Annotated in this window: 23 protein-coding genes; 13 read left to right on the top strand and 10 right to left on the bottom strand. The window is 70.7% G+C overall.

What is annotated here, in order from left to right:
• The first annotated feature begins 42 nt into the window (after positions 1–42).
• The 6 genes from V5P93_RS23760 to V5P93_RS23735 all read left to right on the top strand — a co-directional run bounded on the left by V5P93_RS23760 (position 43) and on the right by V5P93_RS23735 (position 6,669).
• The gene (locus tag V5P93_RS23760) at positions 43–753 is read left to right on the top strand and encodes an alpha/beta hydrolase (protein WP_104480068.1); all 711 of its coding nucleotides are present in this window, start codon (positions 43–45) and stop codon (positions 751–753) included.
• Positions 754–765: 12 nt separating this feature from the next.
• A complete protein-coding gene (locus V5P93_RS23755; RefSeq protein ID WP_104480067.1) occupies positions 766–2,040 on the top strand; it encodes an NAD(P)/FAD-dependent oxidoreductase in 1,275 nt (424 codons plus the stop codon).
• Positions 2,037–2,759, top strand: a complete 723-nt coding sequence (locus V5P93_RS23750) for a DUF1365 domain-containing protein (RefSeq protein WP_104480066.1) — start codon at positions 2,037–2,039, stop codon at positions 2,757–2,759. Before V5P93_RS23755 ends, V5P93_RS23750 begins: the two co-directional genes overlap by 4 nt.
• A gap of 56 nt (positions 2,760–2,815) precedes the next feature.
• The gene (locus V5P93_RS23745; protein WP_219824022.1) at positions 2,816–4,042 is read left to right on the top strand and encodes a cyclopropane-fatty-acyl-phospholipid synthase family protein; all 1,227 of its coding nucleotides are present in this window, start codon (positions 2,816–2,818) and stop codon (positions 4,040–4,042) included.
• A gap of 149 nt (positions 4,043–4,191) precedes the next feature.
• Positions 4,192–5,352, top strand: coding sequence for an LCP family protein (locus V5P93_RS23740; RefSeq protein WP_104480064.1), 1,161 nt, complete (start codon positions 4,192–4,194; stop codon positions 5,350–5,352).
• 600 nt (positions 5,353–5,952) lie between these two features.
• Positions 5,953–6,669: a peptidylprolyl isomerase gene (locus tag V5P93_RS23735; RefSeq protein ID WP_104480271.1), complete on the top strand. Its 717-nt coding sequence runs from the start codon at positions 5,953–5,955 to the stop codon at positions 6,667–6,669.
• Positions 6,670–7,347: 678 nt separating this feature from the next.
• On the opposite strand, the gene V5P93_RS23730 is transcribed toward V5P93_RS23735, so the two are convergent.
• The 4 genes from V5P93_RS23730 to V5P93_RS23715 form a co-directional block, all read right to left on the bottom strand.
• Positions 7,348–7,911, bottom strand: coding sequence for a DUF3558 domain-containing protein (locus V5P93_RS23730; RefSeq protein ID WP_104480063.1), 564 nt, complete (start codon positions 7,909–7,911; stop codon positions 7,348–7,350).
• Positions 7,912–7,951: 40 nt separating this feature from the next.
• Positions 7,952–8,338: a hypothetical protein gene (locus V5P93_RS23725; RefSeq protein ID WP_104480062.1), complete on the bottom strand. Its 387-nt coding sequence runs from the start codon at positions 8,336–8,338 to the stop codon at positions 7,952–7,954.
• A gap of 430 nt (positions 8,339–8,768) precedes the next feature.
• Positions 8,769–9,233 carry a peroxiredoxin gene (locus V5P93_RS23720; RefSeq protein WP_104480061.1) on the bottom strand — a complete coding sequence of 155 codons (465 nt, stop codon included), beginning with the start codon at positions 9,231–9,233 and terminating at the stop codon, positions 8,769–8,771.
• Positions 9,234–9,276: 43 nt separating this feature from the next.
• Positions 9,277–10,560, bottom strand: coding sequence for a cyclopropane-fatty-acyl-phospholipid synthase family protein (locus tag V5P93_RS23715; RefSeq protein WP_104480060.1), 1,284 nt, complete (start codon positions 10,558–10,560; stop codon positions 9,277–9,279).
• A gap of 106 nt (positions 10,561–10,666) precedes the next feature.
• On the opposite strand from V5P93_RS23715, the gene V5P93_RS23710 reads away from it, so the two are divergent.
• Entirely contained in the window at positions 10,667–11,257 is a 591-nt protein-coding gene (locus V5P93_RS23710) for a hypothetical protein (RefSeq protein ID WP_104480059.1), read from the top strand.
• Here the strand turns inward: V5P93_RS23710 and paaI are convergent.
• On the bottom strand, positions 11,254–11,619 hold the full coding sequence (paaI, locus tag V5P93_RS23705; RefSeq protein WP_104480270.1) for a hydroxyphenylacetyl-CoA thioesterase PaaI: 366 nt from the start codon (positions 11,617–11,619) through the stop codon (positions 11,254–11,256). The two genes, V5P93_RS23710 and paaI, sit on opposite strands and share 4 nt — an antisense overlap.
• Positions 11,620–11,754: 135 nt before the next feature.
• Between paaI and icmF the strand changes: the two genes are divergently transcribed.
• Both icmF and V5P93_RS23695 read left to right on the top strand, forming a co-directional pair.
• On the top strand, positions 11,755–14,988 hold the full coding sequence (icmF, locus tag V5P93_RS23700) for a fused isobutyryl-CoA mutase/GTPase IcmF (protein WP_104480269.1): 3,234 nt from the start codon (positions 11,755–11,757) through the stop codon (positions 14,986–14,988).
• Between the two features lie 41 nt (positions 14,989–15,029).
• A complete protein-coding gene (locus V5P93_RS23695; RefSeq protein ID WP_104480058.1) occupies positions 15,030–15,887 on the top strand; it encodes a 3-hydroxybutyryl-CoA dehydrogenase in 858 nt (285 codons plus the stop codon).
• Positions 15,888–15,908: 21 nt separating this feature from the next.
• Here V5P93_RS23695 and V5P93_RS23690 read toward each other — a convergent pair whose 3' ends face one another.
• Positions 15,909–16,373: an AAA family ATPase gene (locus tag V5P93_RS23690; protein WP_245931351.1), complete on the bottom strand. Its 465-nt coding sequence runs from the start codon at positions 16,371–16,373 to the stop codon at positions 15,909–15,911.
• Positions 16,374–16,475: 102 nt separating this feature from the next.
• Between V5P93_RS23690 and V5P93_RS23685 the strand changes: the two genes are divergently transcribed.
• Together V5P93_RS23685 and V5P93_RS23680 are read left to right on the top strand one after the other, a co-directional pair.
• Positions 16,476–17,003: a PadR family transcriptional regulator gene (locus V5P93_RS23685; RefSeq protein WP_104480057.1), complete on the top strand. Its 528-nt coding sequence runs from the start codon at positions 16,476–16,478 to the stop codon at positions 17,001–17,003.
• Positions 17,000–17,407 (top strand): hypothetical protein, encoded by a 408-nt coding sequence (locus V5P93_RS23680; RefSeq protein WP_104480056.1) that lies wholly within the window; start codon positions 17,000–17,002, stop codon positions 17,405–17,407. Before V5P93_RS23685 ends, V5P93_RS23680 begins: the two co-directional genes overlap by 4 nt.
• On the opposite strand, the gene V5P93_RS23675 is transcribed toward V5P93_RS23680, so the two are convergent.
• Together V5P93_RS23675 and V5P93_RS23670 are read right to left on the bottom strand one after the other, a co-directional pair.
• Positions 17,379–17,690 (bottom strand): hypothetical protein, encoded by a 312-nt coding sequence (locus V5P93_RS23675; RefSeq protein ID WP_146108089.1) that lies wholly within the window; start codon positions 17,688–17,690, stop codon positions 17,379–17,381. The genes V5P93_RS23680 and V5P93_RS23675 overlap by 29 nt on opposite strands.
• A 147-nt stretch (positions 17,691–17,837) precedes the next feature.
• Positions 17,838–18,710 carry a hypothetical protein gene (locus V5P93_RS23670; RefSeq protein WP_245931350.1) on the bottom strand — a complete coding sequence of 291 codons (873 nt, stop codon included), beginning with the start codon at positions 18,708–18,710 and terminating at the stop codon, positions 17,838–17,840.
• Positions 18,711–18,725: 15 nt separating this feature from the next.
• Here V5P93_RS23670 and V5P93_RS23665 point away from each other — a divergent pair, with 15 nt between their 5' ends.
• Positions 18,726–19,133 (top strand): helix-turn-helix domain-containing protein, encoded by a 408-nt coding sequence (locus tag V5P93_RS23665; protein WP_245931349.1) that lies wholly within the window; start codon positions 18,726–18,728, stop codon positions 19,131–19,133.
• A 10-nt stretch (positions 19,134–19,143) separates the two neighbouring features.
• On the opposite strand, the gene V5P93_RS23660 is transcribed toward V5P93_RS23665, so the two are convergent.
• Positions 19,144–20,025 (bottom strand): RNA polymerase sigma-70 factor, encoded by an 882-nt coding sequence (locus V5P93_RS23660; RefSeq protein ID WP_245931348.1) that lies wholly within the window; start codon positions 20,023–20,025, stop codon positions 19,144–19,146.
• 150 nt (positions 20,026–20,175) lie between these two features.
• On the opposite strand from V5P93_RS23660, the gene V5P93_RS23655 reads away from it, so the two are divergent.
• A complete protein-coding gene (locus V5P93_RS23655; RefSeq protein WP_104480052.1) occupies positions 20,176–20,661 on the top strand; it encodes a carboxymuconolactone decarboxylase family protein in 486 nt (161 codons plus the stop codon).
• 61 nt (positions 20,662–20,722) lie between these two features.
• Here the strand turns inward: V5P93_RS23655 and V5P93_RS23650 are convergent, their stop codons facing one another.
• On the bottom strand, positions 20,723–26,140 hold the full coding sequence (locus tag V5P93_RS23650) for a LamG-like jellyroll fold domain-containing protein (RefSeq protein WP_104480051.1): 5,418 nt from the start codon (positions 26,138–26,140) through the stop codon (positions 20,723–20,725).
• Positions 26,141–26,331: the final 191 nt, after the last annotated feature.

Here is a 26,331-nt window from a genome sequence, read left to right as displayed (position 1 = left end):
CCGTCACCAAGCCGCCCGCGCCGGATACGCGAAGATGAGGACGTGACCACCTCTTCCGGCCCAGCGCCGAGACTCGCGGCCTACGGCCCGCCCCGCCCGCCCCAGGCCAGGGCGGTCGCGCTGGTACTGCACGGCGGCCAGGAGCACAGCCGTGTCCCCGGCTCCCGGTGGTACCCCGCCTACCTGCGGATGATGCCCTTCGCCAGGGACATCGCCGCCAAGGGCGCCCCGCACGGCGTCGCGGTCCGACTGCTGAAGAACCGCTTCCGCGGCTGGAACGCCCCCGACCTCGACCCCGTCCAGGACGCCCGGTGGGCGCTGGACGAGATCCGCCGCGAGTTCGGCGACCTGCCGGTGGCCATCGTCGGCCACTCCATGGGCGGCCGGGTCGGGCTGCGCGTCGCCGACGACCCGTCGGTGCGGGCCGTGTGCGCACTGGCACCGTGGACACCGGAAGGCGAGCCGGTCGAACAACTCGCCGGTCGAGAGATCCTGATCGCGCACGGCGACCTCGACCGCACCACCTACGCCCACGACTCCTACGACTACGCCCGCCGCGCCAAGGAGGTCACCGACCGGGTCGCGCGGTTCGACGTGCGCGGCGAACGGCACGCCATGCTCCGCCGGGCCCGCCAGTGGACCCGGTTGGCCACCGGGTTCGTACTCGGCGCGCTGGAGACCCAACCGGCCGACCCGCGGATTACGAACGCCATGCGACAGCCCGCGCCGGAAGGGCTGCGCGTTCCGCTCTAGAGGAGGACACCAGTGACGGGTGGCGATCGACGCCGCGTGGCGGTCATCGGCGGCGGGGTCTCCGGGCTCACCGCCGCCCACCTGCTCCAACGCCGCCATGACGTGACCCTGTTCGAGGCCGACGACCGGCTCGGCGGGCACGCCCACACCCACGACCTGGCCACCCCGGACGGTCGGGTGACCCAGGTGGACAGCGGGTTCATCGTGCACAACGAACGCACCTACCCGAACCTGCTGCGGCTGTTCGCCGAGCTGGGGGTGCGCACCCGCGAGACCGAGATGTCGATGAGCGTGCGCTGCGCGGGGTGCGGCCTGGAGTACGCGGGTGCCAAGGGCCCGCTCGGCGTGTTCGCCCAGCCCAGGAGCCTGCTGCGGCCCCGCTTCCTGGCCATGCTGGCCGAGGTCAAGCGGTTCCACCTGCACGCCGCGCGGGTGTTGCGCGAGGACCCCGGTGAGATCCCGCTGCGCGCGTTCGTCGTGGTGGGCGGCTACTCGCGGTACTTCGTCGACCACTTCCTGATCCCGGTCGTGTCCGCGGTCTGGTCGGCCGGTCCGGAGCTGAGCATGCGCTACCCGGCCCGGTACCTGTTCGAGTTCCTGCACCACCACGGGCTGCTGTCGGTGTCGGGCTCCCCGACCTGGCGCACGGTCGTCGGCGGGTCGCGCACCTATGTGGACCTCGTCGCGAAGGGCCTGTCCACGGTGTCGGTGTCCACTCCGGTCCGCGCGCTGCGCAGGCACGTCGACCACGTCGAGGTGCGCGACGCCGCGGACCGCGCCCACCGGTTCGACCACGCGGTCGTGGCCACCCACCCCGACCAGGCGCTGCGGCTGCTCGCGGTGCCGACCGCCACCGAGCGGGAGGTGCTCGGCGCCTTCGAGTACTCCACCAACGAGACCCTGCTGCACACCGACGCGTCGGTCCTGCCGCGCGCCGAGCGGGCGCGGGCGTCGTGGAACTACCTCAAACCCGCCTGCGACTCCGCCGACGGCCCGGTGCGGGTCAGCTACCACATGAACCGGCTGATGGGCCTGACCGAACCCGAGGACTACGTGGTCACGCTCAACGCCCCCGACCAGGTCGCCGAGGGCAGCGTGTTGCGCCGCATGACCTACCACCACCCGATCTACACCCCGGAGACGGTGGCCGCGCAGGCCCGGCTGCCCGAGCTCAACGACGGCACCCTCGCCTACGCGGGCGCCTACCACGGCTGGGGCTTCCACGAGGACGGCTGCGCCGCGGGCGTCCGCGCGGCCGAGTCCCTCGGGTCGGGCTGGGGCGGATGACCGCGGCGCTCTACGACGCGCGGGTCCGGCACGTGCGCTTCGAGCGCCGCCACGGCGACTTCACCCACCCGGTGTACCTGTGGCTCGTAGACCTCGACGACCTGCCCCGCTTACCCCGCTGGCTGCGGCCGTTCGCCCGGTTCGAGGCCCGCGACCACCTCGGTGACCCCGCGCGGTCGATCAAGCAGAACCTGCTCGCCTGGCTGGCGGGCCAGGGCGTCGAGGTCACCGGCCGGGTGCTGATGCTGGCCAACGCCCGGGTGCTGGGCCATGTGTTCAACCCGATCACCGTGTACTGGGTGCACGACGCGGACGGCGCCGTGGAGTGCGTGGTCGCCGAGGTGCACAACACCTACGGCGAGCGGCACTGCTACCTGCTGCGCACCGACCACGCGGGGCGCGCCCGCGTCGACAAGGAGTTCTACGTCTCGCCGTTCCTCGAGATGGGCGGGCACTACCGGATGCGGCTGCCGGAGCCGGGCGACCGGCTCGCGCTGACCGTCACCCTCCGCCAAGGCGGCACGACCCCGTTCACCGCCACCCTCACCGGCACCCGGCTGGCCGCGACCCCCGCGGCGGTCGCCCGCATGGTGCTGCGCCGCCCGCTCATGCCCCACCGGGTCACCGCGCTCATCCGCGCCCACGGCATCGCGCTGTGGCTGCGCCGGATCCCGGTGGTCCGCCGTCCCCGGCACGCCCGGCAAGAAGGAGTCCAGTGACCGATTCACCCCTGACCGACACCCCCTTGCCCGAGGACGCCCTCGCCGAGACCGCCCTGGACCGGCCCACCGCGGCCGACCAGCGGGGACCGGCCTGGGACGGGCTGGCCACCCCGCCCCGCGACCCGTTCCGCGCCCGGATCGCCCGGGCGCTGTTCCACAACGCCGTCCGCGCCATGCCGGTACGCGTGGTGTTCCCCGGCGGGCGCCGGATCGGCGCGGGCGGCCCGGACTCTCCGGTCATGCGCGTGCACCGGCCCGCCGCGTTCTTCCACCGCCTCGGCGTGGACTCCAAGATCGGCTTCGGCGAGGCGTACATGGTCGGCGACTGGACCACGACCGCGCTCGCGGACCTGCTGACCGAGTTCTCCGCGCGGATGAGCACGCTGATCCCGCCGCGCCTGCAGGCGTTCCGCCGCTGGGTGGACCCGCGACAGCCGTCGGCGGAGGAGAACACCCTCACCGGGTCCCGCAGCAACATCCGGCGCCACTACGACCTGTCGAACGAGCTGTTCGCGGAGTTCCTCGACGAGACGATGACCTACTCGTCGGCCTGGTTCCCGGACGGCTCCACCGACCTGGCCGCAGGCCAGGCGCGCAAGCTCGACGGCGTGCTGGACTACGCCGCGGTCGGGCCGGGGACGCACCTGCTGGAGATCGGCACCGGCTGGGGTTCGCTGGCGATCCGGGCCGCGCGGCGCGGCGCGCGCGTCACGTCGCTGACCATCTCGGCGGAGCAGAAGGAACTCGCGGAGAAGCGGATCGCCGAGGCCGGGCTGGCGGACCGGGTGCAGGTGCTGCTGCGCGACTACCGCGAGGCGCACGGCAGCTACGACGCCGTGGTCAGCGTGGAGATGATCGAGGCGGTGGGGGAGCGGTACTGGCCCACCTACTTCGCCGCGGTGGACCGGTTGCTGAGGCCGGGCGGCCGGTTCGGGCTCCAGTCCATCACCATCGCCGACGACCGGCTGCGCGCCACCCGCGGCGGGTACACGTGGATCCACAAGTACGTGTTCCCCGGCGGGATCATCCCGTCCCCGGAGGCGATCGACCGCGCGCTGGCCCAGACCGGGTTGCGGGTGGGCGAGTTCCGCGACTTCGGCCCGGACTACGGCGAGACGCTGCGGCAGTGGCGCGAGCGGTTCCTGGCCGCGTGGCCGCGGGTGTCGGCGCTGGGCTTCGACGGCACGTTCCGCCGGATGTGGGAGTTCTACCTGGCGTACTGCGAAGCCGGGTTCCGGTCCGGATACCTCGGGGTGCGCCAGTTGCGCATCGGCCGATGAGGAGGGCCCGGGTGGGTGGGCGCCCACCCGGGCCGTACCTTGTGCGGCGGTCGGGGCAACCGGTTGGGTCGTAGGGCGTCTTTTCGGGTGAAGGTGGGACAATTCCACCTCCAAGCGACTGGGGCGGTGTCGGGGTTGGTGGGTTCGCGATGAACTACGGTCAGGGACAGGGTCGTCCGCGCTACAACCCGACGCGCAAGATGTCGCAGCCCGGTGGGCAGAACCCGCCGCCCTACCAGCCGGAGCGGATCCCGGCGTACCAGCCGCCGTCGCCGCGGGAGGCGCGGTCGGGCGGGTACCAGGGTGGCCCGCCCGCGGGCGGTCGCGGGTTCGGGGCGTCCCCGCCGCGCCGCAAGCGCCGGGGTCGGCGGATCCTCGTCATCGTGCTGGTGGCCCTGCTGGGGCTGTTCGGCGGGACGTGGCTGTACCTCGAGACGTCGCTGAACCACGTCGCGGCCCTGGTCGACTACGAGGGCAGGCCCGCGGCGGGCGCGGGCAGCAACTGGTTGATCGTCGGCTCGGACAGCCGCGAGGGCCTCTCCGCCGAAGACGAACAGCGGCTGGCGACGGGGGACGCCAAGGGGCAGCGCACCGACACGATCATGCTGATGCACATCCCGGACAACGGGACCAAGCCGACGCTGGTGTCGTTGCTGCGCGACTCGTACGTGCCGATCCCGGGCAAGGGCAGCAACAAGCTCAACGCCGCCTACGCCTTCGGCGGCCCGCAGTTGTTGGCCCGCACGGTCGAGACCCAGACGGGATTGCGACTGGACCACTACATCGAGATCGGCTTCGGCGGGTTCGCCGACGTGGTGGACGCTGTTGGTGGCGTCGAGATGTGCCTCGAGGCGCCGATCGACGACCCGCTGGCGGGCATCAACCTCCCGGCGGGGTGCCAGGAGTTGGACGGGACGTCGGCGCTGGGGTACGTGCGGACCCGGAAGGGCCCGCGGGCGGACCTAGACCGGGTGATCCGCCAACGGCAGTTCATCGGCGCGCTGACGGACAAGGCGACGAGCTTCGGGACGCTGATCAACCCGTTCAAGGTGATCCCGTTGCTGGGCGCGGCCCCGGACGCGGTGACGTTGGACGAGGGGGACCACCTGCACAACCTGCCCAGCCTGGCGTTCGCGATGGGGGCGGGGGACGGGCTGGTGACCACCACGGTGCCGATGGGGGGCAGCAAGTCCGTGAAGGGGGTGGGCTCGGTGATCCTGTGGGACGAGGCAAAGGCGAAGAAGCTGTTCGCGGCGCTGCGCACGGACGCTGAGGTGCCTGCGGATGTGATTGTGGCGCCGCCGAAGTAGTTGCGGTTGGTGGGTGGTCCGGGCTTGTTTGTCCGGCTGTTCGCGGAAGAGATGCGCGGCCTTGATCGGGTGAACTTGCTTTGCGTGGGGCCCCTACGAGCCTGCGGTGGGGAAGAGCGGTGGGGAGGGGCAAGCCCACCCCACCCGCAGGATAGCTTGGCAGGCTCGTCCCCCCCACGCAAAGCAAGTCCACCCAATCAAGGCGTGTGACGGGGGCGCGTTGGGTTCTGCGGGGGCTGGGGTTCTGCGGCGGTTGTGGGGTGGGTGCGGGGTAGCCGGGTCGCGCTGAGGTGGGGCGGGCACGCGAGCGGCGGCTACGGGTCGGTCCGGGGTAGCCGCGTTGTGTTCTGTGGGTGGGGTTTCCGCGGTTGTTTCGGGGTCGGTCCGGTGTCGCCGTGTTGCGTTGGGTGGGGAGCTGGGATCCTGTGGCGGTTCGGGGTGGGCCGGTGTAGCCGAGTGTTCGAACGTGTTCCCACTGGGCCGATCGGCGGTGTCCGAGTGTGAACGGTCGGACCTGTTCTGGTGATGAACGGGTGGCCTACCCTCGCGGGGCGCCCGAGACCCGGGCGGTTCACCAAGGAGGAGTTCGTGTCCCTGCTCATGCGTGGGGTTGTCGCCCTGGCCGTCGTGGTGTCGGCCGCCGTGGCCGTGCCCGGTGTGGCGTCGGCGGAACAGCCGCCGCCGCCGAAGGTCACCAAGGGGCCCTGCCAGTACACCGAGACCCCGGACGACCCGGCCGCGCGGCCGGTGCCGCTGCCCCGGGACCCCAAGCACACGCCCAGCCGCGGCAAGGTCGAGGTGGACCTGCGGACCTCCCAGGGAACCATCGGCCTCACCCTGGACCGGGCGAAGGCGCCGTGCACCGTGCAGAGCTTCCTGCACCTGACCGAGCACCACTTCTACGACTTCACCACCTGCCACCGCCTCACCGCGTACCCGACGTTGAAGGTGCTGCAGTGCGGCGACCCGAGCGGGACGGGGGAGAAGGGGCCCGGCTACAAGTACAAGGACGAGCTCCCCACCGACCTGCCGAACTACCCGGGTGACACGACCGGCACCCGCAAGCTCTACGCCCGCGGCCTGCTGGCCATGGCCAACGCCGGGCCCGCCACCAACGGCAGCCAGTTCTTCCTCGTCTACGGCGATTCCCGACTGCTGCCGAACTACACCGTCTTCGGCACCGTCGACCACCGCGGACTGACCACTTTGGACAAGGTCGCCGCGGGCGGCGTCAAGCCCACCGCCGAGGACCCGGCCCCCGTCGACGGCACCCCGGTCCGCACCACCACCATCCGCACGGCCCGCGTCGCCTGCTGATCCCCGCCGGGCCGTGGTCTCCATCGGGGCCACGGCCCGGTTTGCCGGCAAGCCGGGAAACCGCCCCACAGACGAGTTATCCACATACCGCGAACCCATGTACGGGATCGCGGCGATCTTCCGAGCCTCACCCAAATCGCCCTGATCGCCGATAAATCGTGGCGCACGAGTTCAAGGCCACGTGGCTGGCGGCGGGTCGCGCCTACACCGGAAGTGGGCGATCTGCCGTTGCGCTCGGCGATCGGCAAACCGATTCGACCCGGGTCCTATCGGAACGGCCGACGCGCCCGGCTATCGAGGCGTCCTCTGTGGGCATCGTCACTGCCGAGGGATTCCGGGCTCGACCAATTCCGCTGGAGTTCGCGCCATTTCGCAGGCTTTGGCCCGGTCGACACGGGTCATGACGACCATTATCACCCTTGTCTTCCTGGTGATAATCATCGAGACCCGGTGGCTATCTAGGCGGCCTGGAGTTCGCGTCCTCGACCTCCCCTTGCCGGAGGTGTTCCTGTCGATGGTCGCGTCCTCGCGGCTCGCTCGGGGTTGTTTCTTGCCATTGCGGGTTCGATTGTATTATTGGAGTGATAATTACTCTTACGGCGCTGTTGCTGGTGGCGCCAACTTGACTATTGTGACCGACGGGCGTAAGGCGGTCTTTGTCGAAGAAGTCGTCGGCTGCTATTGGCGGGGGAGTGTGGGTTCGATCAGTTCGGCCATGGTGCGAGCTACTTCGCATCCCTTCGCTTCGTCGCCATCTGCCATGGCCATGGCTGCGAGGCTGCTCGACTTGGTTACGGCCACGGAAACAGTGCATTCGCCCAAGCCATTTTTGTCCGTGATCTGCACTGCCTTGCGATTATTGATGTCCGGCAGGGGCTTTACCTGTAGGTCGGTGGACACGTCGTCTGCAGCCAGCTTGTCATAGAGGGTGACGCTGAGCACCCAGGGGCGTTTTGTGCCCTCTGCGTGCCAGTCGCATCCGCGTCCTGAACCCACGTCACTGGGTTTTCCGGCGTCTGTGATGCGCAACTGTGCCTTGACAGCTGAAGTGAGCATGTCGCATGGATTTATGTCCGCCAGTGAGTTGGACGATTGCGACGTTGTTTTGGTCGGTCTATCGGTTGCGGTGGTCGAACTGCTTTCAAGCTGGGCGGTTGGTTTTCCGGGTGTGGAGGTCGAACATCCGGCGATGGTGGCGGCCGCGAGGGCTGTCAGGAGTACGGCGCTGGACTTGGCGCGCATGTGCCTGTCGATCCTATTCGGTCAAAGGAGATCTATTGGACTAGATTCCGATTTGTCCCAATGTGGCAACACCCTTACCATCAACCTCCTTGTAATTGGCGATGGCCGCTTCGATAGCCGCTTCGGCATCAACCAAAGATTTTCGCAGCGCCCGCATCTGTGTAATGAACCCGCGGTCATCATTCGCTACGGCTACCATGAAGGGTTTCATTACTTGAGCAGCGTTGGTCGACCCCAACTTGGGTTCTCGGGCTAGCCTTGCCCAGTTGGCGTTGTTGTCGTCGATCCATGTTATGAGATTGCGGATCGCCCCGAGCAGGGCTTGGCCGCCGCGTTCGTTGACGGCGAAGCCGCCGGATTGGGCGGTACCCAGGAAGTTGGAGATGTCCGGGGCGATGGAGCCGCCGCCGCCGTCGGAATCGCGCATGGTTGTCTTGTCCCTCCCGTCCAGGTGATCCTAGCGGGGAGGGGTGGCGGGGTGCGGGGAATCGCCGATTGGTCTACGTTGAGTGATCATCGCCTTGCATTGGGTGAACCTTGGTCGCTGCGGTGGGTGGCGACGCGCTGGCGGTACTCGGACGAGCTGAGGCTGTACTCGGTCTTCAAAGCTCGGTTCAGGTATGGCGCGTCGACCAAGCCTCAGCGGGCGAGGCGCCGATGGCCAGTTGCTGCTTGCTTGGGTAGCCAGGTCCTGCCAGCGCTGCAGCCTCGTGCTCGAGCCCTTGGAACTCGGGGTCGGGCAGTTCTATCGTCGCGGTGTTCGACGAAGACGCCATCGCCAGCCGTGAGCCGCGCCTGTCCGGCAGCGCCCTCACATTGCTGCGAATGGCCTGGCGTGACCGCGCGATACTGACCGGCTAAGCCGTCTCGGATTGCCTGTCCCGCAACACTTCCAGGGCCTTGTCGGCGTGGACCGCCATGCGGAGTTCGCTCTTGATCGCCGCCAGTACCGTGCCGTCGGTCTCGATGACGAACGTCTTGCGCTTGGTCAGCAGCGGCCCGTACTTGCGCCGGACCCCGAACGCCGTCGCCACCGCGCCGTCCGGGTCGGACAGGAGGGGGAAATCAAATGTGTGGGTCGCCGAGAACTGGGCCTGCCTGGCCACCGAGTCCGGGCTGATCCCCACCCGGTGGGCGCCGAACTCCGCGAACTCTCCTGCCAGGTCTCGGAAGTGGCAGCTCTCCGCCGTGCAGCCGCCGGTCATGGCGGCGGGGTAGAAGAACAGGACGACCGGTCCGGTTTTCAGGAGGTCCGCCAGGTGGCGGTCGGTGCCGGTCTCGTCCTTGAGGGTGAAGTCCTCGACGGTGTCCCCGACCTTCATGCGCTCGTCCTCCCTCGGTGGTGCCCAGGCCATCGTCGCACGGTCACGCCCAGGCCTCGACGCGCGTTCGGGGCATGCCGGAGCGGCCCTCCACCGTCGGGCGCACCGCCAGTACCTGGTGCACGCCGATCCGGTTCTCCTCGAACGCCAGCGCGCTGCCCGCCAGGTAGAGCCGCCAGACGCGGGCCGTGCGCTCGCCCGCCAGCGACACCAGTTCCGCCCAGCGCGACTCGATGGTGGACGCCCACGCCCGGCAGGTGTGCACGTAGTGCTCGCGCAGGGCCTCCACGTCGCGCACCTCCAGGCCCGCCCGTTCCAGCAGGTCCACGGTCTGCCCGACCGGTCGCATGTTCATGTCCGGCGCGATGTAGGACTCGATGAACGAACCCCCGCCCTGCTCGACCGCGCCGCGCGACATCTGCTGCAGCAGCAACCGGCCCTCGGGGCGCAGCATGCGGAACAGGATCGACGCGTACACCGGGTAGTTCTCCGCGCCGACGTGCTCGCCCATCTCCAGGGTCCCGATGGCGTCGAAGGGCGGGTCGGCGAGTTCGCGGTAGTCCTGCAACCGGACTTCGGCCAGGTCGCCCAGGCCCTCGCGGTCGATCCGGTCCTGCACGAACCGCCGCTGCTGTTCCGACAGGGTGATGCCGGTGACGTTCACCCCGTAGTGCTGTGCCGCGTGGATGGTCAGCGAACCCCAGCCGCAGCCCACGTCCAGCATCCGCATCCCGGGGCGCAGGCCCAGCTTCGCGCACACCAGGTCGAGCTTGTCGCGCTGCGCGTCCTCGACCGAGTACCCCGGGTCCGTCGACGTCCAGTAGCCGCAGGAGTACGCCATCCGGGGGTCCAACACCCGCTCGTAGAAGTCGTTCGACAGGTCGTAGTGGTGGGCGATGGCCGCGCGGTCCCGTGACCGCGTGTGCCGACGGCCCGTCAACCGGGCCTCCTCCGGCGGCGCGGCGGGCCGCGGCCCCACGACGCCCAACCGCAGCGCCGTCCCCGCCATCGACAGCAGCACCACCGGCGACGGCCGCGAGATCCGCGCCGCCCTGGTCAGCTCCCAGAACCGGCCCAGCGCCTCGGCCAGGTCACCCTCCACGTCCAGGTCGCCGCTGACGTACGCGCGCGCCAACCCGAGCTCGTTCGGGTCCCACAGCAGCCGCCGCAGCGCCCGTCTGGAGCGGACGATCCCCACCGGACCGCCCGCGGGTCCGGACTCGCTGCCGTCCCAGGCGCGCAGCCGGATCGGCGGGGGAGCGCCCAGCGCGCGGGTGGCGAGCTCGGCGAGGGTGTCGGCAACGGGCACCGGAACGGCTCCGATCATGAGTGGACCTGGGTCTCACGGAGCATTCGCCACCGGACCGCCCCCGGATGGGACCAACACCCGACGGGTGGGGCACATCCGACCTCCGGGTGACACCATGTGCCGAATGGACGCCCCTCCGCGCCGCCTCGCCCGTGTGGTCACCGAGGTGTTCTCCCCGGCCGCCGTCGTGCTGGTGCTGCCGCTGGCGGTCGCCTGGTCGGCCACCGGCTACGACCTCGCGCTGACCGCGCTGTGGGGCCTGGAGGTGGCGCTGTTCTCCAGCGTGCTGCCGATGGTGTTCATCATCCGCGGCGCTCGCGCGGGCCGCTGGGACACCCACCACGTGCGCGACCGCGAGCACCGGCTGCTGCCGCTGGGCGTCGGCCTGCTCTCGACCGCGGTCGGCATCGGGATCCTGGTCTGGGCCGACGCGCCGCGCGACGTCCTGGCGCTGGCCCTGGCCATGTTCGCGACCCTGGCGGTGTGCGTGGTCGTCACCCGGCGGTGGAAGGTGTCACTGCACGCGGCCGTCTCCGGCGGGGCGGTGGCCACGATCGCGCTGCTCTACGGGCCGTGGTCGCTGCTGCTGGTGGCGGTCGTCGCGCTGGTCTGCTGGTCCCGCGTGGTGCTCGGCGACCACACGGTCGCCCAGGTCGTGGTGGGTTCGCTGGTCGGCCCGGTGGTCGGCGGCGCGGTCTTCCTGCTGGCGCGCTAGCGCAGGGTCCGGCTGCGACCGCGGAACTCCGCGACGACCTCGTCGCCGCGCGTCACCGTCACGTCGTAGATGCCGCTGCGGCCGTACCGGGTGCGCTCGGTGGCCGTGGCCACCAGCTCGTCACCCAGGTGGGCGGGGGCGACGAAGGTGATGTCGGCCCCGGCCGCCACCGTCACCGGCCCGTGGCTGTTGCACGCGCAGGCGAAGGTCGTGTCCGCGAGCAGGAACACGTAGCCGCCGTGCGCGATCCCGTGCCCGTTGACCATCGTCTCCGTGACGGTCATCGCCGCCGAGGCGTGGCCGACCGCCGCGGTGCGCACCCGGATGCCCAGGGTGTTCGACGCGAGGTCACCGGCCATCATCCTGGCCACCGGTTCGGGGGTCACCGGACCATCCTAGGCGGACCCGGTAGTGTCGGGTCGACCACAGGTAGTTGCACCTCCGAAAGTAGGAAGCCAAACTATTCGCGGAGCGCGACCCACACCCTGGAGGCGATGATGCCCTCGGAGCTGTACCGACCGGCGAACCCCGTCCGGTTCGTCACCGCGGCCAGCCTGTTCGACGGGCACGACGCGGCGATCAACATCATGCGCCGCATCCTGCAGTCCCAGGGCGCCGAGGTGGTCCACCTCGGGCACAACCGCTCGGTCCGCGAGGTGGTCACCGCGGCCATCCAGGAGGACGTGCAGGGCGTCGCCATCAGCGCCTACCAGGGCGGACACGTCGAGTACTTCAGCTACCTGGTCGAGCTGCTCGCCGAACACGGCGCGGGGCACGTCAAGGTCTTCGGCGGCGGTGGCGGCGTCATCGTCCCCGAGGAGATCAGGCTGCTGCACGCGCGCGGCGTCGCGCGGATCTTCTCCCCCGAGGACGGTCAGACCCTCGGCCTCGCCCGCATGATCAACACGATGATCGAGGCCTGCGACCGCGACCCCGCCGAGGGCGCCCCGGTCACCGCCGACGCGCTGCTCGCGGGCGACCACGCCGCGCTGGCCCGCGCCATCACCCGGATCGAGGCGGGCAGCCTCGACGCGGACGTGCGCGCCGCGATCGAGGGCGCCGACCGCCGCGTCCCCGTGCTCGGCATCACCGGCACCGGCGGCTCCGGCAAGTCCTCGCTCACCGACGAGCTGGTCCGCCGCCTGCGCCTGGACCAGCAGGACAAGCTGCGCGTCGCGGTCATCGCCGTCGACCCCACCCGCCGCCGCGGCGGCGGCGCGCTGCTCGGCGACCGCATCCGGATGAACTCCCTCGACGGCGACCGGGTGTTCTTCCGCTCGCTGGCCACCCGCGGCGCGGGCTCGGAGGTCCCCGAGGGCCTGTCCGACGCCATCGCCGCCGCCAAGGCCGCGGGCAACGACCTGGTCATCGTCGAGACCCCCGGCATCGGCCAGGGCGACGCGGCGATCGTGCCGTACGTCGACGTCTCGCTGTACGTGATGACGCCGGAGTTCGGCGCCGCGTCCCAGCTCGAGAAGATCGATATGCTGGACTTCGCCGACGTGGTGGCGATCAACAAGTTCGAGCGCCGCGGCGCCGACGACGCCCGCCGCGACGTGGCCCGCCAGCTGGTGCGCAACCGCGAGGCGTTCGGCAAGTCCTGGGAGGACATGCCGGTCTACGGCACCAGCGCCGCCACCTTCAACGACGACGGCGTCACCGCGCTCTACCAAGAGCTGCGCACCCTCTTGGCGGACAAGGGTGTCAAGTTCCACGAAGGCGTTCTGCCCAAGGTGGGGGGTCGTGTGTCCACTTCGGCCGCCACGGTCGTCCCGCCGCAGCGCGCCCGGTACCTCTCCGACATCGCCGACACCGTCCGCGGCTACCACCGCAAGACCGACCAGCAGGTCGACGCCGTGCGCGAGGTGTCCGCGTTCACCCTGGCCCGGCAGGCGCTGGCGAAGGCGGGCGCGGGCACCGACGACATCGACCGGCTCACCGCCGAGGCCCGGCGCCGCGTCGAGCGCGACACCGAGGACCTGCTGGACCGGTGGCCGTCCACCGTGGAGCAGTACCGCGCGGACGAGCTGGTCGTGAAGATCCGCGACAAGGAGCTGCACACCCAGCTCTGGCGCGAGACCCTGTCCGGCAACAAGGTCCCGCGCGTGGCCCTGCCGCGCTTCGACGACGACGCGACGCTGGTCCGCTTCCTGCGCAAGGAGAACCTGCCCGGCTCGTTCCCGTTCACCGCCGGCGTGTTCCCCTTCAAGCGCGAGGGCGAGGACCCCGCCCGGATGTTCGCGGGCGAGGGCGACGCGCTGCGCACCAACCGCCGGTTCAAGCTGCTCTCCCACGGCAACCCGGCCACCCGGCTGTCCACCGCGTTCGACTCCGTCACCCTCTACGGCCGCGACCCCGACACCCCGCCGGACGTCTACGGCAAGATCGGCACCTCCGGCGTCTCGATCGCCTCGCTGGAGGACATGAAGACCCTCTACGACGGCTTCGACCTCACCGCGCCCGCCACCTCGGTGTCCATGACGATCAACGGCCCGGCGCCGACGATCCTGGCGTACTTCCTCAACACCGCCATCGACCAGCGCGTCGACAAGTTCGTGGCGGACAACGGGAGGCGGCCGACCGAGGACGAGCACGCCGAGTTGGCCGCGTGGGCGCTGGCCAACGTGCGCGGCACGGTGCAGGCCGACATCCTCAAGGAGGACCAGGGCCAGAACACCTGCATCTTCTCCACCGAGTTCTCCCTGCGGATGATGGCCGACATCCAGGAGTGGTTCATCCAGCGCAAGGTCCGCAACTTCTACTCGGTGTCGATCTCCGGCTACCACATCGCCGAGGCGGGCGCGAACCCGATCAGCCAGCTGGCCTTCACCCTGGCCAACGGCTTCACCTACGTGGAGTCGTACCTGGCCCGCGGCATGCACATCGACGACTTCGCGCCGAACCTGTCGTTCTTCTTCTCCAACGGCATGGACGCCGAGTACTCGGTCATCGGCCGGGTCGCCCGGCGGATCTGGGCGGTGGCGATGCGCGAGCGCTACGGCGCGGCGGAGCGGTCGCAGAAGATGAAGTACCACGTGCAGACCTCGGGCCGCTCCCTGCACGCGCAGGAGATGAACTTCAACGACATCCGCACCACGCTGCAGGCGCTGTGCGCGCTCTACGACAACGCGAACTCCCTGCACACCAACGCCTACGACGAGGCGATCACCACCCCCACCGAGTCGTCGGTGCGCCGCGCCATGGCCATCCAGCTCATCATCAACAAGGAGTGGGGCCTGTCGATGAACGAGAACCCGCTTCAGGGTTCCTTCGTCATCGACGAGCTGACCGACCTGGTCGAGGAGGCCGTGCTCACCGAGTTCGACCGGATTTCCGACCGCGGCGGCGTGCTGGGCGCCATGGAGACCGGCTACCAGCGCGGCCGCATCCAGGACGAGTCGATGCTCTACGAGCAGCGCAAGCACGACGGCACGCTGCCGCTGATCGGCGTGAACACCTTCCTGCCCACCAAGGGCGAGGAGGACGAGGTCGTGGAGATCGAGCTGGCCCGGGCCACCGAGGAGGAGAAGCGGGCGCAGGTCGAGCGCACCCGCGACTTCCAGCGCAGGCACCGGACCGAGGCCGAGGCGGCCCTGACCCGGCTGCGGGAGGCGGCGGCGGGCGACGGCAACGTGTTCGCGGTGCTGGTCGACGCGGCCCGGGTCTGCACGCTGGGCCAGATCACCGAGGCGTTCTTCGAGGTCGGTGGGCAGTACCGGCGCAATGTGTGAAGCTGAGGGCCGTACCGGTGGAGACCGAAGGAGTTGTCCGGGTGAGTGAGATCAGCCGTGTCGGGGTGGTCGGGGCGGGCCTGATGGGGTCCGGCATCGCGGAGGTCTGCGCCCGCGCGGGCCTGGACGTCGTGGTCGCCGAGGTGAACGCCGCCGCGCTCGAGTCGGGGCGCAAGCGGATCGAGGCGTCACTGGCCCGCGGTGTGCGCAACGGCAAGCTGGCCGAGGAGGAGCGCGACGCGGCACTGGCCCGCACCCGCTTCACCACCGACCTGGGTGATTTCGCCGACCGCCAGCTCACCGTCGAGGCGGTCGCGGAGAACGAGCAGGTCAAGACCGAGGTGTTCGCCACGCTGGACAAGGTGGTCGAGGACCCGGACGCGGTCTTCGCGTCGAACACCTCGTCCATCCCGATCATGAAGCTGGGCATGGCGACCGGCAGGCCGCAGTCGGTCATCGGGGTGCACTTCTTCAACCCGGTGCCGGTGCTCAAGCTGGTCGAGCTGGTGCCGTCGCTGCTCACCGGCGAGGACACCCGCGACCGGGCGAAGGCGTTCGTCGAGGCGCGGCTGGGCAAGCAGGTCATCCTGTCCCAGGACCGGGCCGGGTTCGTGGTCAACGCGCTGCTGATCCCGTACCTGCTCTCGGCGATCCGGATGCTGGAGTCCGGCTTCGCCTCCGCCGAGGACATCGACAACGGCATGGTGCTGGGCTGCGCGCACCCGATGGGCCCGCTGCGGCTGACCGACCTGATCGGCCTGGACACCACCAAGGCCATCGCGGACTCGCTCTACGCGGAGTTCAAGGAGCAGCTCTACTCCGCGCCGCCGCTGCTGCTGCGCATGGTCGACGCGGGCCTGCTCGGCAAGAAGAGCGGCCGGGGCTTCTACCAGTACTGAGCCACTCGGCCTCCTGTCCACTCAGGACAGGAGGCCGAGCAGTCTGGCCACCACGTCGTCGAGGGGCGCCGAGGTGTCGATCTCGAGCGTGGCCCGCTTGCGCAGCAACGGTTCGACCACGGCGTGGTTCCGCAGGATCTCCGCGCGTTCCGCCGCGGTCTTCCCGTAGGGGTTGGTGACGCGGGTCGCGATCCGGTCGAGCATCACCTCGACGGGCGCGCTCAGCAGGACCACGTGCTCGAACCGGTCGTAGAAGGCGCCCTGGTTCGACTTGCAGCCCGCGACGAAGAGCGTGGGGTGCGCGTCGAGCAGGGCGCCGATCGCGTCCTCGCGCCAGATCCAGTCGGGGGACCCGTCGTCCAGGGTGACCCAGCGGCTCCACTCGTCGGTGTCGGTGTCGACCACGAGGTGGCCGCGCTCGCCCAGCGCGGCCAGCACCGTCGACTTCCCCGTTCCGGACATCCCGGTCACCAGCACCCTCGGCACGCCCGCGACTCTAGTAGCGGACCCCGGCACACTTCTCGTCCTTTCGGGACGGCTCTGACCTGTGCTATCTGTTAGATATATCTGGCAGAGAGGACGGCCGCCGTGGTCCGACGCAGTCAAACCGAGGTCGCCGTGCTGGGCGCGCTGAGCGTGGCGCCCATGACCGGCTACGCCGCCCGGGAGGCTATCCGCGACGTGCTGGGCCACTTCTGGAGCGAGAGCTTCGGCCAGATCTACCCCACCCTCGCCGAGTTGGAGCGGGTCGGGCACATCCGCAGGCAGGAGTCGATGGCGTACGAACTGACCGACTCCGGCCGCACCCGCCTCCGGGAACTGCTGGCCGAACCGGCTCAGCGCACCCCACCCCGCAACGGCCTGCTCCTGCGGTTGTTCTTCGGCCGCCAACTGGGCCCGGAGGCGTGCCGGGACCTGATCCTGGCCGCTCGGACCGAGGCCGAGGAGTCGTTGTCCCGCTACGCGTTCCTCCGCGCGGAGGTCGCGGCGGAGGACAGCCCCGACACCCCGTACTCGCTGCTCACCATCTCGGCGGGCGAACACGCCGCCCGCGCCACCCTCGCCTGGGCAGACGAGTCCCTCACCGCCCTCAATCGATTGGAAGACCCTCGATGACCCTCCGCCGCACCGCCATCGCCGCGGCCACCCTCTTCACCGGCCTGTCCGCCTTCCAACTGGCCCTGGCCCTGGGCGCCCCGCTCGGCCGCGCCGCCTGGGGCGGGACCCGACCGGACCTCCCCGCGGGCCTGCGCGTCGCCAGCGCGGTCGCGGTCGTCGTCTGGGCCTGCGCGGCCGTGGTCGTGCTCCGCCGCGGCGAGGTGCTGGCCAGACCCGGCTCGCCCCGGCTGATCCGGCGTCTGACCTGGGCGCTCGTCGTCCTGATGGCCATCGGCGCCCTGATGAACGCCGCGTCGCCGAGCCCGTGGGAGCGCTTCGGTTGGTCCGTGTTCGGCTTGGTCCAGACCGCCCTCTGCGTCGTCCTCACCCGCGCTAAGGCGCCTGTCGGAGCGCGTGCCTGACCTCGGGGTGCCGCCGGGTGATCTCGCCGATGCTGGCCGGTGACGGGCGCAGCGGCGAGGTGCGCAGCGCCCAAGCGGCGAGATCGCCCGCGACCTTCGGTTGCCAGGGTCCCAGCCGGTACTCCACCAGGTCCCAGGCGATCTGCGCGAGTCTCGTCTCGTTCTCGAGCTCGGGCAACTCGAACCTCGGCCAGTCGCCCGCGTACGGCAGTGCCTGCAGGACGCGGAGGACGAGTGTCGCGAACTCGTGCGGCGACAGCGACGGATGGGTGTCCTGGTGCAAGGGCTTCGGGCTGCGGAGCGCGGCGCCGACGCGGATGTCCTCGGCGAGGGTTTTGTCGTCCTGTGCCAGGGCGCGTTGGACGGCGGTGGTTTCCGCGGTTCCGCCGAGGTGGAACCACAGGATGTTCCGGTCTGTCCTGGTAAATCGCTAAAGGACGGACGTGTAGGCGCTGTGGTCGAGACCCGCTTCGAACAGCGCGACGCACCGCGGCCACCGGGCGCCGTCGAACGAGGGGTTCTCCTCGCCCAGGGCGAGCGCGCGGAGCAGGACCAGGTTCGCGCAGTAGGCGGCGGTGGCTCGGATCCGGTCCGGTTCCAGGGGTTGGTAGGTCGTGTAGCGGGGGGACGGCGGTCGGCTGCGGTGCTCGGCGATCAGCCGGTCCAGCGCGCCCGCCAGCTCGGCGCGTTCGGCCACGTCCCGGTTGGCCATCCACTCGGCCGCGAACTCCAGGACCGGTGCCTGGGTGGACAGCGGTTGGTGCGACAGCAGGGTGCACAGCTCGTCGTCGACGGACTTGCGGGCACCGGCCCGCATGGTCGCCACCGCGACGAGCAGGACCTCGCACGCGCGGACCGCGACCAGGTACTCGGCGAAGGTGGCGTGCAGGAACTCGTACACCCGTTGGGTTCTCGTGGTGTGCGCCTGGTTGATGTGGACGAAGAAGAACTCCCCGATGAGCTGGTCGCCGGTGCCGTCGATCTCCAGCGCCCGCAGGTCGGCGGACAGCTCGTCTTCGGAGATGTGCTGGCGGCCCCGGTTGAACATGCCGAGCGCCGCCACGGCGAGCCGGTGGAGCTGGTCCGCCGCCTTCCGGCGCACGGTGTCCTCGTCCAACGCGCACCCCGCGGACTTGGTCGCCTCCCGGCGGGCGTAGGTGTCGAGCAGTCCCGCGTAGAGGTCGGCGGTGGAGAGCCCAGCGTCGAACTCCACTTCCGGGTCGGCGTAGTAGAGGGCGAGCATGAGCAGGAGCAGCGGCTGGCCCGCCAGGTCGCGGCGCGCGTCGCGGGCATCCGCCTGCACGGCACCGGCCGCGTCGTGCGCGTGTCCCCCGACGGCCGGGACGCGCCGGGCGACGCCGCGCCGTCGACCTCGCTGCCGATCACCCTCGACGACGAGGAGATCGGCGCCGCCTGGCTGGCGGTCGTCCACCACACCGACCTCGGCGCCCTGACCCTGCTGGCCGACGTCCCGGAAGCGACCGCCCGCGCCAACCCCGACGTCACCGCGATCACCACCATGTCCCCGGAACACCGAGAAACCCTCGACGCCTACTGCGCCACCGGTTCCCTGCGCCAGGCCGCCGACCTGCTCCACCTGCACCACAGCACCGTCTCCCGCAGGCTGGAGCAGATCGCCAGGACCCTCGACCTCGACCTGACCACCCAGACAGGCGCCACGAGAGCCACCCTGGCCCTCACCACCTGGCGCCTCCTCGACAGCTGACCGGTCGGCCTCACCGGCGCAGGGCCGTCTCCCGGTCCATGTGGGACAGCTTCTCCGGGTTGCGCACCGCGTACAGGCTGGTGATCCGGCCGTTGTCCAGCTGGACGGCCACCACGGAGTCCAGCTCTGCGCCCAGGTGGATCGCCAGGCCGGGGAAGCCGTTGACGTCCATGGGGCGCATGGTCGCCTCGGGCACCCGGGACGTGCCGCCGACCAGCAGGCGGGCCACCTTGTCCGCGCCGAAGATCGGGTTGAGCACCGCCTGCTTGATCCCGCCGCCGTCGCCGATCATGACCACGTCCGGGGCCAGGATGTCCACCAGGCCCCGCACGTCGCCGGTCTCGACGGCGCGCTGGAACGCGGTGAGCACGTCACGGGTCTCGGCGGGTGACGAGGTGCCGCGCGGGCGGCGGGCCGTGACGTGCGAGCGCGCCCGGTGCGCGATCTGCCGGACCGCCGCCGGGGTCTTGTCGACGGCGTCGGCGATCTCGTTGTAGCCGAAGTCGAACACCTCGCGCAGGACGAACACCGCGCGTTCGGTCGGGGTGAGCGTTTCCAGCACCAGCAGCATCGCCATCGACACGCTGTCGGCCAGCTCGACGTCCTCGGCCACGTCCGGCGCGGTCAGCAGCGGCTCCGGCAGCCACTGCCCGACGTAGCTCTCCTTGCGCCTGCCCAGCGCGCGCAGCCGGTTGAGGCCCTGCCGGGTGGCGATCCGCACCAGGTAGGCGCGCTGGTCGCGCACGGTGCCGAGGTCGACCGACGACCACCGCAGCCAGGTCTCCTGCAGCACGTCCTCCGCGTCGGCCGCCGAACCCAGCAGTTCGTAGGCGACGGTGAACAGCAGGTTCCGGTGCGTGACGAACGCCTGGGTGGCGGGATCCGCGGACACGGGTGCTCCTTCCCTCGACAGCGTCCATCAGACACCGCCCGCCGCCGCGGTGTGACACGTGGGCCCCGGTGGCCCACGTCACCGTCACAGACCGGGCAGCGCGAGCATCTGGTGTTCGTCCACGGCACGACAACGAGTGAGGACGACCCCATGAGCGCCCGCGTCAACCTGTTCGACAACGCCATCGCCGCCAAGTTCGGCAAGCGGTTCGCCAACGCCGCGATGGTCATCGCCCAGTCGCCGCTGCCCAAGGCCACCCAGGAGCTGGTCTCGTTGCGCGCCAGCCAGATCAACGGCTGCGGCTTCTGCACCGACATGCACACCAAGGACGCGACCGCGGCGGGCGAGACCCAGACCCGCCTCAACCTCGTCGCCGTCTGGCGGGAGGCGACCGTCTTCACCGACGCCGAACGCGCCGCCCTCGCCTTCACCGAGGAGGGCACCCGCTTGGCCGACCACCACCGCGGCGTCACCGACGAGACCTGGGCCGAGGTCACCAAGCACCACGACGACGACCAGGTCGCTGCCCTGATCTGCCAGGTCGCCCTGATCAACGCGGCCAACCGGATCAACGTCATCGCTCGCACCCCGGCGGGCGCCTACGAACCGGGCATGTTCGCCGAGTTCGCCGACTGACCACGCGGGGGAACGCCGATCGCGCCCGGGACTGGGGAGCCCCGGGCGCGATCGGCGCCGCTTACAGCTCCACCGGCGGGAAGGTGGCGACCGCCGCCGCCACCACGTCGGCCACCGCCTGGTGGTAGCCGCCGTTGGGCGCTCCGCTGGTGAGGAAGGCGGGTGCCACCGACTGGATGTTGCCGGGGTCCTGGACCGCGGCTGCCACATCGATCACCCCGTCCGCCTCCAAGTTGCCGTAGTTGGCGAGCAACTCGGCGTTGTACTCGCGGCGCACCAGTTCACGCGGGTCGTTCGCCGCCAACCCCATCGGGGCGATCGTCGTGACGATCACGTGCACCAGCGACCCGTCGACGCGCCGGGCGGAGCGCGCCGAGGTCGTGTTCGCCGCCTTGGTCAGCGCGCCCACCCGGGACAGCAGCGTGGCCTTACTCGCCCCGGCCAGGATGTCGTTCGCGCCGACGGACACGACCGCCGTCCGCAGCGACGGCCGGGCGAACACCGTGTCGTTCATCCGCGACGCCGCGGACACCAGCGTCGCGGCGCCCACGCCCGCCGTCGGCCCGGTCGGCGCGCCGCCCGCGTACAGGATGCCCGCGTCCTCGGCGGAGGCGAGGTGGCGGTACACCCGCACGTCCGAGATCTGCCCCTCGAACATGCTCACCATCCGGCCCTGCAGGTTCTTGACCCCGCCGATGGTCAGCGGACCCGAGGTGGCGAACGGCGTGGGGTTCTTGGCCGTGCCCGCCAGCACGCCGTTGACGTAGAGCGCCATGTCACCGGTGGCCGGGTCGACGGTCCCCACCAGGTGCGTCCAGGTGTTGAGCGGCGCGGGACCCGACCGCGCGGCCGGGTAGGCCGACGGCGCCGAGGTGTCCTGGTTGGGTGCCGTCAGCGACCAGGCGCCGACGGCGGAGTTGTACTCCAGGACGAACGTCGGCTCCCAGGTCTGGCTCTGGCTGACCACCGCGGAGAAGTGCGTCGCGGACGTCACCTTCGCCCACGCCGACACCGTGTACGGGGCCATGGTGTCCAGCAGCGGACCGGAGGTCTGGATCACCGTGCTGCTGCCGTTGAACACCGCCGCGCCGCCGTGCTCGGCGCTCCACCCGACGGGACCGCTGAGCGTGCCGGTCGCCCCCGCGCCCGACGAGTCCGCCGCGGTGGTGCCCGACCCCTCGTTCAGCCGCCACGCGCCCGCGAGCGGCACACCGCGCCTGGTGGCGTCGACCAGGCCGCCGGGCACGGACTCGCCCTGCGCGGCCAGGGCGGCGGGCAGCCGGTCGACCCAGTTGTTCGGGGTGCTCCCGGTGAACTGGTCGCCGACGACCACCACGGTGCCCTTGCTCGCGTCACCCGGTGTCGACGTCGACACCTCCACACCGGACAGGTAGTGCGTGCCGGTGAGCAGGGTCGAGAAGGTCGTCGCGGCCGACTGCGCGGCCTGGTTGCCCGACGCCAGGTAGCTCGGCGACGTGGTGAGCGCGTGCACCGGTGCGTAGGCGACCGCGCCGGTGATGTGCGTGCTGACCACGAGCGCACCGCTGCCGCCGGTCGTGCTCGGGTAGGCGACGTCGTCGCTGACGACCTCACCACCCGCCGGGATGGTCACCGCGGCGGCGCCGCCGAAGGTCAGCGCGACCGGGGTCGCCAGCGTGGCCGGTGTCGCCCCGGTCTGCGCGCCGAGCGTGGCCGCGCCGATCGTGACGGCCTGCTTGGTGAACGGGTTCGACAGGCGGACGCGCACCCGGGGGCCGGTCACCGTCGGGCGGACGATCGTGCGCAGGGTCTGGTTGGCGAACCCGGCGCCGCCGGGCGGGGCCGTGACCGCGTCGGCGGGGGCACCCCACGTCCCCACCCAACCCTGGGCGGCGTTGCGCGGCGCCATGGCCAGCACGTGCAGCGCGGGCTCGCCGCAGCTACCCGCCATCGAGGTCCCGTAGTTGGGCAGCGTGATGGACTGCAACGTCTTCGACGGGTCCGCGGGCATGAAGACCGCGTGGACCCGAGGACGCATGGCGGTCTGCACGTACCCGTTGGCGTTCAGGTTCGCCAGCGCGGGCAGCGGCGACGCGGCGGTGCTCTCCAGCCAGTCGGGAACCGCGGGCACCACCGGGTTCTGCGTGGTGCCGTCGGTGTAGGTGAGGGTCGCGGTCGTCGCCCGCGAGTTGCCGCAGGTGCTCAGCGCGAGCAGGCCGACGGCGTTGGCCTTGACCTGCTGCGCGGCCGGGAACGGGATCTTCTGCCCCAGCGCCACCACGTTGTCGCCCGCGGCGGTCGCGGCGGGCAGTACGAACGTCGCGCCGTCGACGGTCTTCGCCGAACCGGGCGCCAACCCGATGTCGGCCAGCGACTGCGGGGTCATCCCGTAGCCCTGGAAGTCGAGGTCGGCGACGGACCCGCCCACCGCGGTGCCCTTGTTGTTCATGGCCGAGGCGAAGTCGGCCGCGGTCGCGCCGGTGATCGGCGTGATCCGCAGGTAGTCGAGCCAGAACGCCTCGTCGGCCGCCGGGTCGCCGGTGGCCAGCGTGACCGACAGCGTGTGGGTCCCCGCGGCCAGGTGCAGCCCGCCCAGCGCCACGTGCTCCACGGTGTCCGGGTTCGGCGTACCGCGACCCCAGGGCTGGGTGTCGGTCCGGTTGAGGACCACGTCGTCCACCCGGTAGGTGAACTTCGCGGCGGAGCGGTCGCTGAGCGCGCCCAGCCCGATGCTGTAGTCGGCGGCGATCGGGGCGGTGAACTGCGCGCGCAGCTGCTGGCCCGCGGCGGTGAACACGACACCGCGCGCGGCGCCCTGCGACCACTTGCCACCCGAGGTCGGGTCGGTCGGCGACACGGTCACCGCGAGGTTCTGCCCCGCGGGCTGGGTCACCGGGACCTGGACGTCGTTCTCCGCCTCGAGCCGGGTCGTGGACCCGAGGGAGACGTAGTCCACGCCCGCGAAGTAGCGGGCGCCGACCGAGCCCGGGTTGGTGCCCGCGACGGTGACGGTGATCTTGTGCGTGCCCGCGGTGAGGCGGTGCGCGCCGAGCGTCACGTGCCGGTGCCGGACCCGGGTGGGGTCGAAGTTGTCGACCGGTGTGCCGAGGGGAGACGACTCACCGGTCTGGCCGACGGCGACGCCGTCGAGCTTGAACGTGGTGGTGCCGTAGTCGAGCGCGGTGGTGAGACCGGTGCCGACCAGGTAGTCGCCCGCGGTCGCCACCGGCACGTCCATGGTGAACGACTGGCCCGCCGCGTTGCCCTGGAACATCAGCTGCGCGCCGCCCGACCAGACGGTGGAGCAGCAGTTGTTCTGCGGCGTCAGCGGCCGGTTCTGCCCGGGGGGCTGGGAGGACACGAGGTTCTCCGCCTCCAGCCACACCTGGCCCGCGCCGGAGAGGTTCGGCGCGACCCAGAACTCGTAGACCTGCGACTCGGCGGACATCTTGTGCGCCATGTCGAACGCCTTCACGTGCAGGGTGTGCCTGCCCGGGCTGAGGTTCTTCGGCACCGGGATGGTCGCCTCACCGGCGGAGGACACCCAGCCGCCGCTGGTGCCGAAGGCGCGGTCGTAGTCGCAGTCGGTCGTGGCGGGCACGGCTTGCGTTCCGGAACCGTTGAAGGTGTAGGCGAAACCGACGATCCCACCGCCCTCGTAGGACACGCGGAAGTCCCCGGGGGAGCCCGCTTGCGCACCCCACTGGCCGCGCGGGTAGTCCGGGCTCTCCCGCACCACCGGGGTCTTGGTCAGCGGCGCGGCCATCACGTCGAACCAGAGGTCCTGGGTGGCCCCGGAACCCAGGCCGTAGCCGGGTTCACCGGGGAAGATGTTCGTCGAGGAGACCCGCGCGTAGTAGGCGCCGTCCCCGACCGGTGCGGGCGCCGTCCAGGCACCCGTGGCCCCGGAGGCGATGGTGGTCGACCCGGAGTGCACCACCTGGTTGCCGGGGTAGTTGAACAGCTGGTAACCGAGGCTGATGTTCAGCGGCGGGTCGTTGTTGTCCACAGCGGACGCCAGGACCGTCGGGGTCGAGGTCGGCGAGATCAGCCGGTTGTCGCAGAGGACGCCGTTCTGCAACCCGAGACCGGTCGGCATCTGCGGCGGGAAGGAGAAGTAGATGTCGAGCGCGGGGTTGTTGATGAACTTCTTCCACTGGTACTTGTTGCCCTCGTTCGGCGACATCAGGGCGAGCACCATGGTCGAGGCGTTGGTGTTGATCGTGGTCTGCACCGCGGCGTTGGCGTTGAACGCCACGGAGGCCGTACCCCCGCACTGGTCGCCCGCGTGCGAGACCGCTGTGCTGACCTGGTAGCCGGAGGGGCCGGGCCAGCGGGTGGCACCGGAGTACTCGCCGGTGTGGTAGAGCGCGACCTGCTCATCGGTGCAGCTGGTGCCGTGCGCCTGCCAGGCGTAGAAGAACGACTTGTGCAGCACCGCTTGGCGCCCGTTGCGCGCCTGAAGTTCGGGGGTGGTGAACCGGAAGAACGACCGGGCGACGAACACCGCCCCGCACTCGGCTCCCCAGTTGCAGTAGCCCACCTGGGCGAGCATGTTGACGTCGAAGTAGTACCAGCCGTTGCTGGTGAACCCGGCGAAGTTGGCCTTGGACTTGGAGTAGATCGGGTCGATGTAGACCGGGTAGCGCACCTCCGGGCCGGTCAGCGCCTGCTGGTCGGGGGTGATCACCATGTCCAATGTGGACTTGCCGGGCACGGCCCGCTTGGCCGCGGCGGGTTCGGTGCGCGCGCGCACCTTCGCGACCCGCCCGGCGCCGAAGCCGTCGGCGATCCGCGCCGGTCCCGCCTGCTGGTCGGTGGTCGAGTCCCACATCACCGGGGTGGACCCCTGGAACACCGTCGCGCCGTCGGCCCCGACGGCGGTGAACGCGCCGTCGTCCGTGCTGCGGACCGTGACGCCGGAGCCGACCGCGGTGAACCGCAGCTCCGCCAACCCGGGCTGCTTCGCCGCTTCCGCGCTGTGCACGACCAGCACCTGCGAGAAGTTGGTCGACTCAGCGGTCAACCGCAGGTCCACACCCGGCAGCACGTCGCGGTAGGTGGCCCGGGCGCCGTCCAGCGCGGGCTTGGGCAGGGTGCCCTTCCAGTGCAGGGCGAGCTGCTTGTCCCCGTCGGTGAAGGTGATCGCGGGACCGTCACCACCACCGGAGAACGCGACGTCGGCGGTCGACGCCGCGGGCGCGACCATCCCATCGGGACGGACGGCGAGCGTGGTGTCGATGTCGCGCCAGGTGTTTCCCTTGCGCACCCTGGTGGGCAAGGCGGTCTTGTGCAGGCGGTACGAGCCATCCGGCTCGACGAACACCTGGGAGGTCTCGTTGGTGCGGTCCGGCACCTCCTGCGCCTTGCCCGTGCGGCGGGCCTTGGCCGCCAGGTCCGCGTCCGGGGCGGCGACCGCCGGGGTGCCCGGCGCCTTCTCGGCCGCCGCGGGCTCGACCACCCCGAGCACCGCGCCCGCCGCGAGGCAGGCGATCAACACCCGTCTGCCGAGGGCGCCCTTGACGGGCCTCCCCGAGGCAGACCGAATCCCACTAAATCGCATGATGGCCCCCAGTGGCGCACGGCGACAATAGTAAACGGGCGTGACATTAGCGGAAGCCCGGCAACACCAACAGTGGCGATTGAGCAATCCGGGCCATATCGGACATCGACAAAGCGTCAAAAGAATGT

It is taken from the genome of Actinokineospora auranticolor, from assembly GCF_041897805.1.
Taxonomy (GTDB): domain Bacteria; phylum Actinomycetota; class Actinomycetes; order Mycobacteriales; family Pseudonocardiaceae; genus Actinokineospora; species Actinokineospora auranticolor.
This window is presented reverse-complemented; position numbering and strand designations above follow the sequence as displayed.